We start from the raw sequence: 13,610 nt of genomic DNA on the forward strand, positions 1-13,610 counted from the left end.
ACCGCAATCGGCAGGAAATTCTAATCATGAAAATCATTCTTTCCCCGGTCCGCATGGAAGAAACCCTGGCAGTCGCTCGGCAGGGCGATACCCTGACGGTGAACGGTGAAGCATTCGATTTCTCTCCGCTCACTGATGGCGCAACGTTGCCGCGAGAGGCGATCAGATCAGAATGGTTCTATGGCCCTGTCGAGCGCATAGATGGTGAGCTGGTTGTCACTCTGCGCCTGCCGCATGGACCAAGCGCGCCGGACACCACCCGGTTTCCACAGCCGGTGTTCGTCATAAACGACGGTCCCGTGCACCTTCCCATCTACGACCTGCCGGCTGCGCTGGCTGAGGTGCAGCCAGAATGAACAATATCGACTGGTCCCAAATGATCACCGCTGAGATGAAGGCTGCCCAGGCTGCAGTCGACATGCTTGCCAGAACTCAGTCCGAGGCTGCGCGTCTGCGTAGGCTGGCTGATGACGCCATTGCACCGCTTCAAGATGCTGTCGATCTCGACGAGGCGACCGAGGCCGAGGCAGCGCTGCTGAAGGAATGGAAGCGATACCGCGTGGCGCTGAATCGCCTGCCGGACCAGGAGGGTTACCCCTCCGATTTTGGCTGGCCCATTCCCCCGGGCTAAAACCGCAAAGAGCTAATAGATGGAAATTAATCCGCCGTGTTTTCCGGGCGGGGCGCCGTTTGAACTGAATTATTAGATTTGAGAGCTCTGCGTATACGCCAAGACAGCGGCTTCTCGATTAATTGATTTATCGCATATGAAAGAAGTATCATTATTGCGATCGCGCCCCAGAAAAGAAGATGAATGTTTATGTCGTTGTACATGAGGTTGAAAAGCAGGTAGCCTCCGACTTGGTGTAGCAAGTATAGAGGGTAAGTCAGTGCGCCAATAGTGCCCCAATTCAGCCGGCCTACAATGCCAGCTTTACGCGCGGCAGATATTGTCATAACAATGAAGAAGCTTGCGATTATAGCGGTCACGATCGTTGGGCTAACTTCGGATTTAAAAACTCCGGTCAGAGCTTCGGCTTGCTTAAATGCCTGATAAGCTGCGAGCAGAAAAGATAGCCCGATAGTTGACGCGCGAAGCACAGAGAAGCCTTTGCTCCATACCATGTAAAGCGATGCGCCTGCAATAAATAAAGCCGCATAATCAGCTATTAGGTAAATAGGGAGATGGCCGCCGCCACCGAACAGGGCGATTTTTGCCGAGTAGATGAGCCAAGCAACCATGATGTACTCAGCATTGTGCATTTGCCTGAGAACGAGTAGTACCGCGACCAGCAAATAGAATCTGATTTCAATAAAAATTGACCAGTAAGCGCCATCAATCGGCGGTGATCCTATGAAGTCGCTAAGCATGGTCATGTTTATTGAGTACTGAGGCAGGCTTGCTGTAAAGCTTGGGTCATCAATTAATAATATTGCGAGAAAAGTTATCGTGCAGCATGCCCAAAATGCGGGGTAAAGTCTTGCAGCTCTTGATGCGATAAATGAACGCAAGCTGGCATTTGTGGCGGTCATGAAGATTACGAATCCGCTTATCATGAAAAATAGATGGACACCTAAATAGCCATATTTGGCGAATGGTGTTAGCCATGGGTAGGACATTACGGTTAGATCATCGTAAGCATGTCCTCTAAAAGCATAGTGAAAAAATATCACCGCCATTGCTGCGAGAAACCGCAGCAAATCTATTTCGTTGATGCGTTCTGTTTTCATATATGTGTTGGCGAGCCCTAGCGGACTGTCTGTCATTTTGGCGCGCATCGTACCCTACGAATGAGCAACACCCAACGCCCCCCGATCATTTTCAACCACTCCCAAACCTAAGGCCCCTTGTGGGGCCTTTTATCTGCTTGGAGAAAGCTATGGCGACCCCCCGCGGTGTACGTAACAACAACCCTGGCAACATCGATTTCAACCCCCGCAACGACTGGGTAGGGCAGTTGGGCCTGGAGCAGGGAGTGGCCAAGCCCCGCTTTGCCCGCTTCGACTCCCCCGAGAATGGCATCCGCGCTCTGGGTAAGCTGCTTATCAACTATCGCGGCAAGGACGGCATGCCTGGTGTGGGCGGGAAGGGCATCGACACCGTGCTCGAAACCGTGAACCGCTGGGCGCCGAGCAGCGAGAACGACACCCAGGCCTACGCCTCGGCCGTGGCCAAGCGCTTGGGCGTGACGCCAACCGACCCGATCAACATCAAGGACCCGGCCACCCTGCGCGGGATGGTGCTGAGCATCATCATCCATGAGAACGGCGGCAACCCGTACAAGGCGGCGGTGATCGATGAGGGTGTGCGGAGGGCGCTGGCATGATTGCGATGACGGCCGTCGCCGGTCGGTTGCTGGCGACGCTGGCCGGCTGCGCGCTGCTGATCGGCCTGGGCGCTGCCGGCGGTGTGTGGCAGGCGTCCCGGCATTACCGACCGCTGCTGGATGCCTCGGCCGGGGAGGCTGCCACCTGCAAGGCTGCTCGCGACAACCTGGTCTGTCTGGCCACCGAGCAGGGCAAGGCGCTGGGCGACCTGCAGCTGGCTGTCCAGAAACGCCAGGCGCAGGCCGAGCAGACGGTCAAGGTGGCGCGAGTCGAGGCGCAGGCCGACTATGCCGCAGCGAACCGCTTGCAACAGGAGCGCATCGGTGGTGACCAGTGCCAGGCCGCCGCATCAGTCATCGATCAGGAGCTTGGTCTGTGAGCAACAAAACCGACTGCAAAATATTCCAAGGATTATTCCTGGCTGGGCTGGCGTTGCTATCTGGCTGCGCAGGCAAGGTCGAGTCCGAGGTCCGAACCGTCCGCGTCGAGGTGCCAGTCCAAGTGCCGTGCCGTGCCCCCGAGGTCGCCGTGCCAGCATGGGCGACCGCCGGACTCCACAATTCGGACATTCTTGAGGTTAAGGTGCGGGCTTTGCTGGCCGAACGTCGGCAGCGGATCGGTTACGAACGCGAGATGGTCGCTGCCGTGGCTTCCTGCCGCTGACTATACTTCTCCGGTTGATGTCTGAAGAAGCTATCCGGAGGCGGGGTATGAAAAGCGCAGTTTTGTTTTTCGCATCCATCATCTTGCTTTCCTCATGCGCCGTCGCGAAGCAAACCTATATGCCTGATGGGCGTGCGGGCTACACAATCGACTGCTCGGGTGCTTCGCTTACCTGGGCATCGTGCTACCAAAAAATAGGCGACGTATGCGGGAGTAAAGGCTACGACGTCCTGGCCCAAGGCGGTGATACAGGCAGTACGATGAGTTCAAACCAATTCGGAACCTATGGCGGGATGGTCGTCACCCGCAACCTGATCGCTGCATGCAAGCCGTAAATATGCAGCGAGCGCCGCATCCTTATGCACGTGGGAGAGATGGCGAAAGCGAAAGGTTAGATGAAATCTGGAGGCGTTGATTGATTGAGCAACACGGAACCAGCTGGCACACTTCATGTATCAATGGAGTGTCGGCATGAGAAAATATCTCGCAAGTATTTCTTTCGTTTTTCTAGCTGGGTGCGCAAATCATCCCGCGGACTGTGCAATCGGTCTAATTGCTTGGGACGATTGCTTACCAGGGACCAAAGGATACGAACTCAGGCTAAGGAAGCTCGCCAACTTAGCCCAGCAAAAGATTGAGAAAGAAGCTCTAGATGATTCTCAGTGTAGATCGTATGGCGCGTTACCTGGTTCTGATGCATATGTGAACTGCAGGGTGCAGTTGAGTCGATCGCAGCGATGATGTTCCTCTCTGTCAACGGACTGCTGGTCCGCCCCGGGAGGATCCTGCCGGAAAAATCATCAGGGATCGCGACAGATGATCCTTCAATTACTTCAGCTTCACGACGAGTCCAGCGGAGCACCGTCGCAGCCATTATTGTTGAGCGATTACCACACAGCGCTCAGCGGGTCTCAGACTGGAGTTCACAAACGCTGCATTGAGCCGCCCGCTGGACGGGTATTGCCGCTAAGCACATCGAGTCATACGATACTGTCTTTATGTACAGTATCTGGGCCCACCATGATCAGCCTTAACCCTTTCGACACCGACGCTTCAATGCCTCTTTCCCTTGATCAAGCACTGAGGATTCGCGAGGCCAGCGTTTACCTGGTGCGCATCGATGGCGACAGCATGCAGGGCGCAGGGATCTTTGATGACGACATGATCGTGGTCGACCGGTCGATTGAGCCACGGCACGGGCACATCGTGGTCGCTGCCGTGAATGGCGAGCCAGTGTGCAAGCGGCTGTACAAGCTGCGCGGGGAGGTGGCCTTGCTGCCGGAGAACTCTGGCTACCCCAAGCGGTACATTCTTGAGGGCGACGACTTCATGATCTGGGGAGTGGTGACGCACAGCCTGCGCAGCCACGGGCAGGACTGATCATGCGCTTTCTCATCGTACGGCGCCGTGCTCTCGGCGTGGCCATTCCAAACGAGCAGCTGCGCAAGATCGAGCCGGTTTTGGGCGACATCCATATAAATGAAAGTCACAGCCTGGCGCTTGGTCGGCTGACGACTCAGGCCTGGGTTTTCAGCTCGGCGCCGGGTGCGGTCGTCATCCCAGCGTTGCTGGATGCCCATGTGAACGGCATGGCCCAGCGCGGAATGAACATCACTGGAGTGGAAGAAGTCGACGGAGCTCTGTTCGCGCAGTCGTGGTGGTGCAGGGAGGAGTAGGGGCGGGACGCAAGCGTCGGAGTTCATGGAAGGTACGGCCCACATGATCGTTGGATGCAGACACATAGCTACACCTGATTGGAATCGCCCTCTTGGCATTGCTTACGGTAAGGCATGTCTTCAGCGGTTGGCAGGAGGGCCAGACGTTATCATTGTAAACCGCACTGCAGCTAAAGGTGTGCAGCATGGCGGCAGCGCGTCTGGATAGGATCACCACATGCAAAGCCGGCTGCCTATGACGGGGCACGGATTGCTAATCCGGATAACCGGTCGGAAGAGGGATATTGAAGGGCTGTCGCTTAGCTCTGCTGACTGGGCTCGACCAATCCGGTCACATTAGCTTCTGCATAGGGGCAGGCGGTGGTTCGTTTAGCAAGGCCCAGAACAGGCCCAACTCCGTTACTGCTGAGACGAACTCTTTAAAGTCGACCGGCTTCACGACGTACGCATTCACTCCTAATTCATAAGCCCGGCCAACGTCACCTTCCATCTTGGAGTTAGTGAGCATCACGACTGGAATGGTGCGAAGATCCTCAATGTCTCGAAGCACCTCAAGCACCTGATGACCATCTATTCGCGGTAGCTTCAGATCGAGCATAACGAGTGCGGGATGGCCCGGCGCTCGGTTGGCGTAAGGACCTCTGAGCAGTAAGTAGTCTAGGGCCTCGACGCCATCTCGCGCGACGATAACTTCGTTTGCAAGCGGTGTCTTCTCCAGAGCCATCAGGGCGAGCTCTAAGTCACGTTGGTTGTCTTCGACGAGTAGAATAGGTTTTGGCATAATGACATCACGGAAAAAAAACGCCGACACACTACCAGATCTGACGCCTCATCACACTGTTGGGTATTGCTCCCAGATGTGAGGTGAGTGAGAGATGCTTACTCAATTAGGGGGAGTGACGTTCAGTAGAACGCCGCAGCCGGATTGAAAATCGGTGGCAAGGCTGCGCAAAACCCAGGCTGCAGGCCGCGTGTTTCCGTTTGCAAAACGGCGGAAATCCATTTTTTTGGGCACGCTTGTATAGGCTATATTCCTAGTAAAATCATAGACTTAGCCGACTCTGATCCGCTGCATGGGGTGCAAGGGGTCGAGTGTTCGAATCACTCCGTCCCGACCATTATTTTCAATGACTTAGCCCAATCTTCTCAGGTTGGGCTTTTTCATGCGTGTGGACTTTCCAAGTGACTTCGCTTTTCTGGTCACCGAGTCCTCTCGACTTCTTTCTCTCATGTGATTCTTTACCGGATCTTTACCTCCACCCAGAGATTACAAGTCGAAAAAGGCTGTCTGAATCATTAACCGCACCGAGCGGTCCGAGCGCGGAATAGAAAGCGCCAAGCACATCCGGCAACGTGAATTTGGATAGGAACAGCTTTGATGAAAAAAAACCTGACTGTGCTCTGCGCTACTTTGATGCTCGGCATGCCTCTGGCCAGCTTTGCTCAACCAGGCGATGGCCCGCAGAACCACAATGGCGGTAACCAAGAGCGCCCGCAGCAGGACCATCAGCAACAGGGCCACCAGCAACAGGGCCAGCCAGACCGCCGTCAGCAGCATGGCAACAAGGGTAATAATGGCAATGGAGGCCATAAGGCCTACCATGACTCCAATTACCGGCCCCAAGCTGGCATGCCGGTACCGCACCAGCAATGGCAGCGTGGCCGTGTCGTTGAGCCGACGTACCGCAGCGACCGCTACTGGGTCACCGACTGGCGCGCACGCCAGCTGTCCGCCCCACCACGCGACCACCGCTGGTTGCATATCAACGGTGACTACGTATTGGTAGCCATTGCCACTGGCGTGATCACTCGCATCATCACCGGTTACTAAGCGGGCGCTGGTTTGTATTGCGGTAGTCGTTGTCTACCGGGGTTGCGCGAGTGATCGGGCCTGCGTGCCAGTCGAAGCTCATTACCTGTTCCTTGGATGGCGATACTTGCGCGAGCGTAGCATGTGAGATGACTGCTGATTTCCCTGGAGCGCGTCGTTGGCGATTCCATGGAATCGGTTAGCTGCGGGCGCAGGTTACCTGCGCCCGTGCATGTTGGCGGGCTCATGTGGTTGAATGAAGTTCAACAAGGAGGATTGATGTGGTCAAGGAAAACAGAAAGTCTTTCGGTTACGTCGCTGTCTCATTGATACCCACGGGGCTTGGGTTCGCCATCGGCGGTACCCTGCTTGGTCAACCTGCATTCGTATATACCGGCTTTGGATTGCTCATCCCAGGGGCGGTACTGGCTGCGGTTCACTTCTGGACGATGCGTCGGCGGGCTTAAGCCGTAGGGGAGTGGTGGTTACTCGGCCACTTCGTGGCTAGATGGAACGCGAAAATCGAAGCATTGCGAAAGCCTGGCATGGGGTTAGGCTTCTCATGGTAATGGCTTTTTGCTATATTCCGCGCCCTCACCTTGGAGGGACCCATGAAAAAGACCGTACTCGCTGTAATCGCCACTGCTGCCATCGTTTCTGGTTGCACTGTTCGCGTGGCTGACATGACTGTCGCCAGCACCAAAAACTACAACATCAATGCCTCGAAGTTCGTGAAAGGCCCTCGAGTCATTGGTGAAGACAAATACCCTGTCATCTTGTTCCCGTTTGGTATCCCGAACATGAAGACGGCGATGGATGATGCGATTCAGAAGGACAAATGCGCTGTCGGTCTCTCGGATGTTGTCATGAGCCAACTCAACCACTCCTTCATCATCGGCACCATCGGTTACCGTGTTGAAGGTGATCTGATCATCGACACTACTGCCCCAGGCTGCGGACTTCGAGGGTAAGCACTATTTACAGCGGATAGAACGCTGATCCTTGAAGCCCCCTTGCCACCAAGTTGCATCATTGCTAGTGTCGACGCATGACTACCAACCGCCTCACCTCGACCACCACCACGACCGCTGCAAGCGGAGCGTGCGAAGTGTCGTGAGCCGGTAGCAGACACACTTCAAAGGCCCGCCAGCAATGGACAGGGCCTTTTTTCTTGGCCTTGTATCGCTGGCTCAGATGCAAGGAGATGCATACAAGTACTGCGTCGACAGCACCTGCCGTGCTGCGCGTGACCTGGGCTTCGATGCTGTGCTGGTTGCCGACGGTCATACCTGTTCAGACACGCCGGCAATGAAAGCCCGGGACATCACTGCTCATCACAATGCGACGCTTGATGGACCGTTCTGTCAACTGGTCCAAGCGCAGGCGTGGTCCTTCTAGCCAAGCCCGCCTGCTCGCCAATGCGCATGGCCTGCTGTCAGCACAGCGCCTTGCGCATTGGCGAGCAGGCGGGGCGCAAGAAGCAACTTCAACGCTGCAAGTCTCGGCCTTCGTGAGGTTGCCCCCTCGCTTACCATGGATTATCTTGATAAGAATTCTCATTTACACTTATCTTGCACGGTCTCCCATGACTCACTCCATCGCCTGCGCCCATCGCGCCAAAGTGGCAAGCCTCTATGTGGAAAACCACAGCTGGATCCAGCAATGGATAACCCGCCGCCTGGGCAATGCGAGTGACGCTGCGGAGCTGGCCCAGGATGTCTTCGTGCGCATGCTGGCCAAGCCGCGGGAGTTCGAAAGCGACGAACATGCCAAGGCTTACCTGAGCCGCGTTTCCCTGCACCTGTGCGTGGACTTCCTGCGGCGCAAACGCCTGGAAAGAGCGTGGGCCGAAGCCTTGGCGCAGTTGCCGGAGAGTCATTGGCCGTCCATGGAGCACCAGGCGATCGTCCTGGAAACCCTCGGGCAGCTGCAGGACATGCTGGAGCGCCTGCCGCCCCAGGTGGCCGAAGCGTTCAGCCTGTCTCAGTTGCACGGCCTGGGCTACGCCGAGATCGCCCGGCGGTTGGGGGTGTCGGTACGTACGGTCACCAAGTACATCGCCCAGGCGATGTTCAATTGCGCATTGCTCGAGGCCGAGCTCGACGGAGTGTTGCTGTGAGCGAGCGGGCGGGCTTCGACCATGCCACGCTGGAGTGCGCGGCGCTGTGGTTCTCGCGCCTCTAGGCCGCACCCGGCGATCTGGAACTGCGCGCCCAATGGCAGCAATGGTTTGAGCAAGGCGAAGCGCAGCAGCTTGCCTGGAGCTACGTGGAACGGATCTGCCAGCGCTTTGGCGGCATGCGCCAGCAGGGGCCTGCCGCCCACCAGGCGTTGGCCGGCATGCGCGCCGACAAGCACTCGCGGCGTCGCTTGCTGAGCCAGCTCGGTGTGCTGGCAGGCATCGGCATGCTCGGCTGGATGGGCTGGCGCGGCACCGCGCTGGACAGTCTGCAGGCCTCGCGCGCCCAGTACCGTACTGATTTCGGAGAGCGACGCAGCTTGCGACTGAGCGACGGCACACAGTTGTGGCTGAATGCCGACACCTCGCTCGACGCGCACTTTGATGTCAGCCGTCGTGAACTCGTTCTGCATGCCGGTGAGGTGCTGGTCGAGACGGGCCATGGCGACAGTCGGCCGTTCCAGGTACGTACGCGTGCAGGCCTGCTGCAACTCCTGGGTACGCGTTTCAGCGTTCGTGACGGGCCGGGCACCCAGCTCAACGTCTACCAGGGCGCGGTGCGCATCACTTGCCGGGACAGCGGGCGAGGCTTGACGTTGCAGGCCGGCCAGCGGGTAACGTTCGACGCCGACGGCGCAGCGGGCGTGACCCGCGCCGAGGCCCGGCGCGAGGCGTGGAGCCGGGGCCTGTTGCTGGCCGAGGACATGCCGCTGGCACAGTTCATCGAGGAGCTGGGCGGTTACCGTCGAGGCTACCTGGGGGTCGACCCGGAGGTGGCGGGTCTGCGGGTCATGGGCAGCTTTGCGCTGGATGACACCGACCAGGCGTTGACGCAACTGGAGGAAGCGCTGCCGGTACGGGTGCAGCGGCGATTCGACTGGTGGGTAAGCGTCGTGCCGCGCTAGCGGCAAAAAATAATCTGGCGCGGTGTTCCGGTTTTTGATCCTGCTTCGGATTAACAGGAAACACTCCTGTTCACCGGACCCAGCAAGGAAGCGGCATGTCGCGCCAAGCCCAGCACTTTCCCAGTCAGCAAACGCCATTGTTTTTCGCCATTGCCTTGAGCCTGGCTGCCGTCGGCCCGCTCACCGCCCCGTGCGCGGCCGTCGCCGGCGAGGCCCAGCGCCAGGCGTTCGACATACCGGCTGGCCCCTTGGCGCGACAACTCAATGAGTTGGCTGCGCAGACCGGGCTGCTGCTCGCCGCCGACGCCGACCTGACCCGCGACCGCCAGGGCGACGCCGTAGTTGGCTACCACAGCGCGCAAGAGGCTCTGGACCTGATGCTGACGGGCAGCGGCCTCGCGGCCCTGCGCAATGGTGAGCGCTACCAGCTGGTGCTGGTTCCCGGGCAGGGCGGGGCGATGGAGCTTGGCGAGACCACTATCATGGGGCAGGGCATGGGGCAGGCGACCGAGAATACCGGCAGCTACACCCCAGGCTTGACCAGTGCAGGGTCCAAGACCCCGACTTCGCTGAAGGAAACCCCCCAGTCCGTTTCGGTGATTACCCGCCAGGTCATCGAAGACCGCCAATTCACCGACATCAATGATGCGATGAAGGCTGTGCCGGGCGTTACCGTGCAGAGCAACACCTTCCGTATCCAGGACTTCTACTCGCGCGGCTTCCCGATCCAGAACATCCAGCTCGACGGCGCCGCGCCCATGGCCTTGGGCACCACCGCAGGCAGCTTCTACGCCTCGAACATCTACGACATCGCCGAGTTCGACCATGTGGAGGTGCTGCGGGGCACCAGTGCGCTGTTCGGCGGTACGGGTGACCCGGGCGGCATCATCAACCTGGTTCGCAAGCGCCCCCTGGATTACAACCAGCTCAAGTTCACCGCCTCGGCGGGCAGCTGGGACAACTACCGCAGTGAGCTGGACGTGACCGGCCCGCTGGGCTTCGATGGCAAGCTGCGCGGCCGCCTGGTGCTGGCTTACCAGGACCGTCAGTACTTCGTCGATAACCGCGCCACCGACAAGCCGTTCGTCTATGGCGTGGTCGAAGCCGACGTCACCGACGACACCATGCTCACGGCCGGCCTGCGCTACAACAACGTCCACGAGACCGGCACCGCCTCGGCGCTGCCGCGCTACAGCAACGGCGCCGACCTCGGGCTCGCGCGGCATACCGGGCTGTCCACCACCTGGGCCTACGCTGACGGCTTTTCCCGCGAGTACTTCGCCAAGCTCGACCATCGCCTCAACGACGACTGGAAGCTCAACCTCAGCTACACCAACATCTACGACACCATCGATACCAACAATGCCACCACGCTGGGCTCGGTGAACCCGGTCACCGGCACGGGCGTAACCCGCTACGGCACCTATATCACCCAGTGGAGCGAGCAGAACCTCTGGGATGGCAACCTCTCCGGCGACTTCAGCCTGCTCGGCCTCGACCACCAGCTGGTCGTGGGTGCCGACTACCAGGAAATCGACAGTCGCTGGCGCGGTACAGGGCGTTTCACCACCGCAGGCGGCGCGGTCAACGTGTTCGACGCCGATGCCACGCCGTGGGACGGTCCGGGCGCGCGGCCAATCCTCAGCCGCGACTACAAGCCGAACAGTCAGACCCAGTACGGCCTGTACTCGAGCTTGCGCCTGCAACTGGCCGAGCCGCTGCATGTGATCATCGGTGCGACAAGAAGTATTACCAGACGGTCGGGATGTCGACCTATGGCAACTACTACGGTGATCCTCGCAACTTCATGCTGACGGTGCGCGCCACGTACTGAGAGAGCTGCTGCCGGGGCAGCGTGGAGAGCCTACACCGCCGCAGCCAGAACAGCCCTGGAGCGCCAGGCGAAGGCCAGGACCATCAGCAGTCCCAGGCCGGCCATGGCGGCTCCAGCCAGGGAGATCGCCGGGTAGCCCAGGCCGGTGTTGATCACCGCTCCGCCGAGTGCGGCACCAATCGCATTGCCGAGGTTGAACGCACCGATGTTCACCGCCGAGGCCAGGTTGGGCGCGTCCTTGGCGGCTTCCATCACACGCATCTGGAGCGGAGGTACCAAGGCAAAGCTGGCCACGCCCCACACCAGGATGCTCACGGCCGCCGGGACCGGCCACCGCATCAGCAGCGTGAACGCCAGCAATACAAGAATCAGCACGCTCAGCGAGACGATCAGGGTGCGGTCGATCGAACGGTCGGCAGCCTTGCCGCCCCATACGTTGCCCAAGGTCAAGCCCACGCCGAACAGCACCAGCATGGCGGTGATAAAGGTCGTGGATGCGTGGGTCTCGCTGCTCAGTATCGGCGCGATGTAGGTGAAGACGGTAAACATCGCACCCGAGCCGACCACGGTCAGGGTCAGCGCCGCCAGTACCGGCCCGCGGCCCAACACGCGGATTTCGGCCAGCACACCGTCGCTTTTCGGCAGCGGTACGTTGGGCAAGGCAAACCACAGCGCGGCCATGGTCACCAGGCCGAGGCCGGCGATGCCCCAGAATGCGGTGCGCCAGCCGAGCAACTCGCCAAACCAGGTAGCCAGTGGCACACCTCCGATAGTGGCCAGTGTCAGTCCCATGAACATCGCGGCGACTGCCCCTGCACGTTTGTCCGGCGCGACCACGCTGGCCGCTACGATGGCACCGACGCCAAAGAACGCGCCGTGATTGAGCGAGGTGACGACACGCGCGACCAGCAGGCTGTAGTAATCGGTCGCCAAGGCTGACATCAGGTTACCCAGCGTGAAAATTGCCATGAGCCCGATCAGCAGATAACGCCGGGGGATCTTGCCAGTGGTCAGGGTCATCAGGGGCGCGCCCAGTAGCACCCCGATGGCATAAGCGCTGACCAACAGGCCAGCGGCGGGAATGGAAACGCCCAGATCGGCAGCGATGCCTGGCAACATGCCCATGGGGGCAAATTCGGTAACGCCAATGCCGAAGGCACCTGTGGCGAGTGCTAGAAGGGGTGGGTTGATACGCATGGGAAACTCCTGATTTATGCCGCAAATTTTACAATCCTGCAGTTGGCGCCGGTAGACTGGCTTGCGGACAAACACCTTTGCGTAAGAGGCATAAATGGAGTTCAGTGGCAGGTCGGGAGAGATGGCGGTATTCGCCACAGTGGCGCAGGAGGGCAGCCTGTCGGCCGCCGCGCGGGAACTGGGCCTGACGCCCTCGGCCGTCAGCCGGGTCATCGCGCGTACTGAGCAGCGTCTCGGCACCCGCTTGCTGCTTCGTACCACCCGGGCGATCAGCCTCACCACCGAGGGCGAGACCTACCTGCGTGGCGCCCGGCGGATCCTGGCCGACATGGCAGAGGTCGAGGAAGCCGTCGCTGATCAAGGCGTACCAAAAGGCCGGTTGCGGGTCAGCGCCGCTCTTGGCCACGGGCGCTTGGCCATCGTGCCACTGGTGGCGGCATTCAGCGCGCGCTATCCGGACATCACTGTCGACCTCAGCCTGGGCGACGAAGTGGTCGACATTCTTGGCGGCGAGGCCGATGTGGCGGTGCGCTTTGGCCACCTCCCAGACAGCCCCCTGTCCGCCCGGCGGCTCGGCGACACCGGCCAGGTGGTGGTAGCCTCACCTGAATATCTTCAGCGCCACGGCACGCCCCAGGAACCGGAAGACCTGCTGCGGCACAACTGCCTGCGCTTCAACTTCCGCCGCGCCGAACCCAACTGGCCTTTCATGCGGGACGGCAGCGAGTTTTCTCTCAAGATCAGTGGAAATATCCAGTGCAGCAGTGGCGAAGCGCTGGCGCAACTGGCTCGGGTAGGTGCGGGTATCGCGCGCATTGGCGAGTTCTCCGTGGCCGAGGACTTGCAGCGCGGTGATCTGGTGCCTTTGCTGGAGGCTCGCAACCCCGGCGACAGGGAACCGATCAATGCAGTGTTTGTAGGCGGTCCGGCCATGCCGGCGCGGGTGCGGGTGTTCGTGGACTTCCTGGCGGAGCACCACCAGGTCTAGGCAGTCGCCGTAGTTTCGCGGGCAAGTCCA

Annotated in this window: 18 protein-coding genes and 1 pseudogene; 15 read left to right on the forward strand and 4 right to left on the reverse strand. The window is 59.5% G+C overall.

Going from position 1 to position 13,610, the window contains the following annotated elements; genetic code table 11:
* The coding region (locus AC0ZZU_RS15175) for a hypothetical protein (RefSeq protein WP_476341791.1) at nt 1–356 on the forward strand (356 nt) is incomplete at its 5' end.
* Nucleotides 353–631, forward strand: coding sequence for a tail fiber assembly protein (locus AC0ZZU_RS15180; RefSeq protein WP_476341792.1), 279 nt, complete (start codon nt 353–355; stop codon nt 629–631). The genes AC0ZZU_RS15175 and AC0ZZU_RS15180, both read left to right, overlap by 4 nt.
* Nucleotides 632–657: 26 nt before the next feature.
* Here the strand turns inward: AC0ZZU_RS15180 and AC0ZZU_RS15185 are convergent, their stop codons facing one another.
* A complete protein-coding gene (locus AC0ZZU_RS15185) occupies nt 658–1,779 on the reverse strand; it encodes an acyltransferase family protein (protein WP_476341794.1) in 1,122 nt (373 codons plus the stop codon).
* 101 nt (nt 1,780–1,880) lie between these two features.
* Between AC0ZZU_RS15185 and AC0ZZU_RS15190 the strand changes: the two genes are divergently transcribed.
* The 6 genes from AC0ZZU_RS15190 to AC0ZZU_RS15215 all read left to right on the forward strand — a co-directional run bounded on the left by AC0ZZU_RS15190 (nt 1,881) and on the right by AC0ZZU_RS15215 (nt 4,667).
* Nucleotides 1,881–2,327, forward strand: a complete 447-nt coding sequence (locus tag AC0ZZU_RS15190; RefSeq protein WP_476341795.1) for a structural protein P5 — start codon at nt 1,881–1,883, stop codon at nt 2,325–2,327.
* Nucleotides 2,324–2,707: a hypothetical protein gene (locus tag AC0ZZU_RS15195; RefSeq protein ID WP_476341796.1), complete on the forward strand. Its 384-nt coding sequence runs from the start codon at nt 2,324–2,326 to the stop codon at nt 2,705–2,707. The genes AC0ZZU_RS15190 and AC0ZZU_RS15195 overlap by 4 nt, the downstream gene beginning before the upstream one ends.
* Entirely contained in the window at nt 2,704–2,991 is a 288-nt protein-coding gene (locus AC0ZZU_RS15200; protein ID WP_476341797.1) for a hypothetical protein, read from the forward strand. The genes AC0ZZU_RS15195 and AC0ZZU_RS15200 overlap by 4 nt, the downstream gene beginning before the upstream one ends.
* A 47-nt stretch (nt 2,992–3,038) precedes the next feature.
* Nucleotides 3,039–3,326: a hypothetical protein gene (locus tag AC0ZZU_RS15205; RefSeq protein ID WP_476341798.1), complete on the forward strand. Its 288-nt coding sequence runs from the start codon at nt 3,039–3,041 to the stop codon at nt 3,324–3,326.
* A 685-nt stretch (nt 3,327–4,011) separates the two neighbouring features.
* Nucleotides 4,012–4,371: a LexA family protein gene (locus AC0ZZU_RS15210; RefSeq protein WP_476341799.1), complete on the forward strand. Its 360-nt coding sequence runs from the start codon at nt 4,012–4,014 to the stop codon at nt 4,369–4,371.
* A gap of 2 nt (nt 4,372–4,373) precedes the next feature.
* Nucleotides 4,374–4,667: a hypothetical protein gene (locus AC0ZZU_RS15215; protein ID WP_476341800.1), complete on the forward strand. Its 294-nt coding sequence runs from the start codon at nt 4,374–4,376 to the stop codon at nt 4,665–4,667.
* A gap of 331 nt (nt 4,668–4,998) precedes the next feature.
* Here AC0ZZU_RS15215 and AC0ZZU_RS15220 read toward each other — a convergent pair whose 3' ends face one another.
* Complete coding sequence (locus AC0ZZU_RS15220) at nt 4,999–5,448, reverse strand: response regulator (RefSeq protein WP_476341801.1); 450 nt, start codon at nt 5,446–5,448, stop codon at nt 4,999–5,001.
* 597 nt (nt 5,449–6,045) lie between these two features.
* Here AC0ZZU_RS15220 and AC0ZZU_RS15225 point away from each other — a divergent pair.
* Entirely contained in the window at nt 6,046–6,498 is a 453-nt protein-coding gene (locus AC0ZZU_RS15225; protein ID WP_476341802.1) for an RcnB family protein, read from the forward strand.
* Here AC0ZZU_RS15225 and AC0ZZU_RS15230 read toward each other — a convergent pair.
* Nucleotides 6,485–6,580: a DUF6434 domain-containing protein gene (locus AC0ZZU_RS15230; RefSeq protein ID WP_476341804.1), complete on the reverse strand. Its 96-nt coding sequence runs from the start codon at nt 6,578–6,580 to the stop codon at nt 6,485–6,487. The two genes, AC0ZZU_RS15225 and AC0ZZU_RS15230, sit on opposite strands and share 14 nt — an antisense overlap.
* Before the next feature lie 508 nt (nt 6,581–7,088).
* Between AC0ZZU_RS15230 and AC0ZZU_RS15235 the strand changes: the two genes are divergently transcribed.
* From AC0ZZU_RS15235 to AC0ZZU_RS15255, 5 genes and pseudogenes are all read left to right on the forward strand, one after another.
* Nucleotides 7,089–7,448 (forward strand): hypothetical protein, encoded by a 360-nt coding sequence (locus AC0ZZU_RS15235; RefSeq protein ID WP_476341805.1) that lies wholly within the window; start codon nt 7,089–7,091, stop codon nt 7,446–7,448.
* Between the two features lie 241 nt (nt 7,449–7,689).
* A pseudogene (locus AC0ZZU_RS15240) lies at nt 7,690–7,875 on the forward strand (cysteine hydrolase); the annotation flags it as partial.
* A gap of 187 nt (nt 7,876–8,062) precedes the next feature.
* Nucleotides 8,063–8,596, forward strand: coding sequence for a sigma-70 family RNA polymerase sigma factor (locus AC0ZZU_RS15245; protein WP_476341806.1), 534 nt, complete (start codon nt 8,063–8,065; stop codon nt 8,594–8,596).
* A gap of 149 nt (nt 8,597–8,745) precedes the next feature.
* Nucleotides 8,746–9,561 carry a FecR family protein gene (locus AC0ZZU_RS15250; protein WP_476341807.1) on the forward strand — a complete coding sequence of 272 codons (816 nt, stop codon included), beginning with the start codon at nt 8,746–8,748 and terminating at the stop codon, nt 9,559–9,561.
* 95 nt (nt 9,562–9,656) lie between these two features.
* On the forward strand, nt 9,657–11,375 hold the full coding sequence (locus AC0ZZU_RS15255) for a TonB-dependent siderophore receptor (RefSeq protein ID WP_476341809.1): 1,719 nt from the start codon (nt 9,657–9,659) through the stop codon (nt 11,373–11,375).
* 50 nt (nt 11,376–11,425) lie between these two features.
* On the opposite strand, the gene AC0ZZU_RS15260 is transcribed toward AC0ZZU_RS15255, so the two are convergent.
* On the reverse strand, nt 11,426–12,592 hold the full coding sequence (locus tag AC0ZZU_RS15260) for an MFS transporter (RefSeq protein WP_476341810.1): 1,167 nt from the start codon (nt 12,590–12,592) through the stop codon (nt 11,426–11,428).
* 94 nt (nt 12,593–12,686) lie between these two features.
* On the opposite strand from AC0ZZU_RS15260, the gene AC0ZZU_RS15265 reads away from it, so the two are divergent.
* On the forward strand, nt 12,687–13,580 hold the full coding sequence (locus AC0ZZU_RS15265) for a LysR family transcriptional regulator (RefSeq protein ID WP_476341811.1): 894 nt from the start codon (nt 12,687–12,689) through the stop codon (nt 13,578–13,580).
* Nucleotides 13,581–13,610: the final 30 nt, after the last annotated feature.

This window comes from Pseudomonas sp. JE3303 (genome assembly GCF_056312565.1).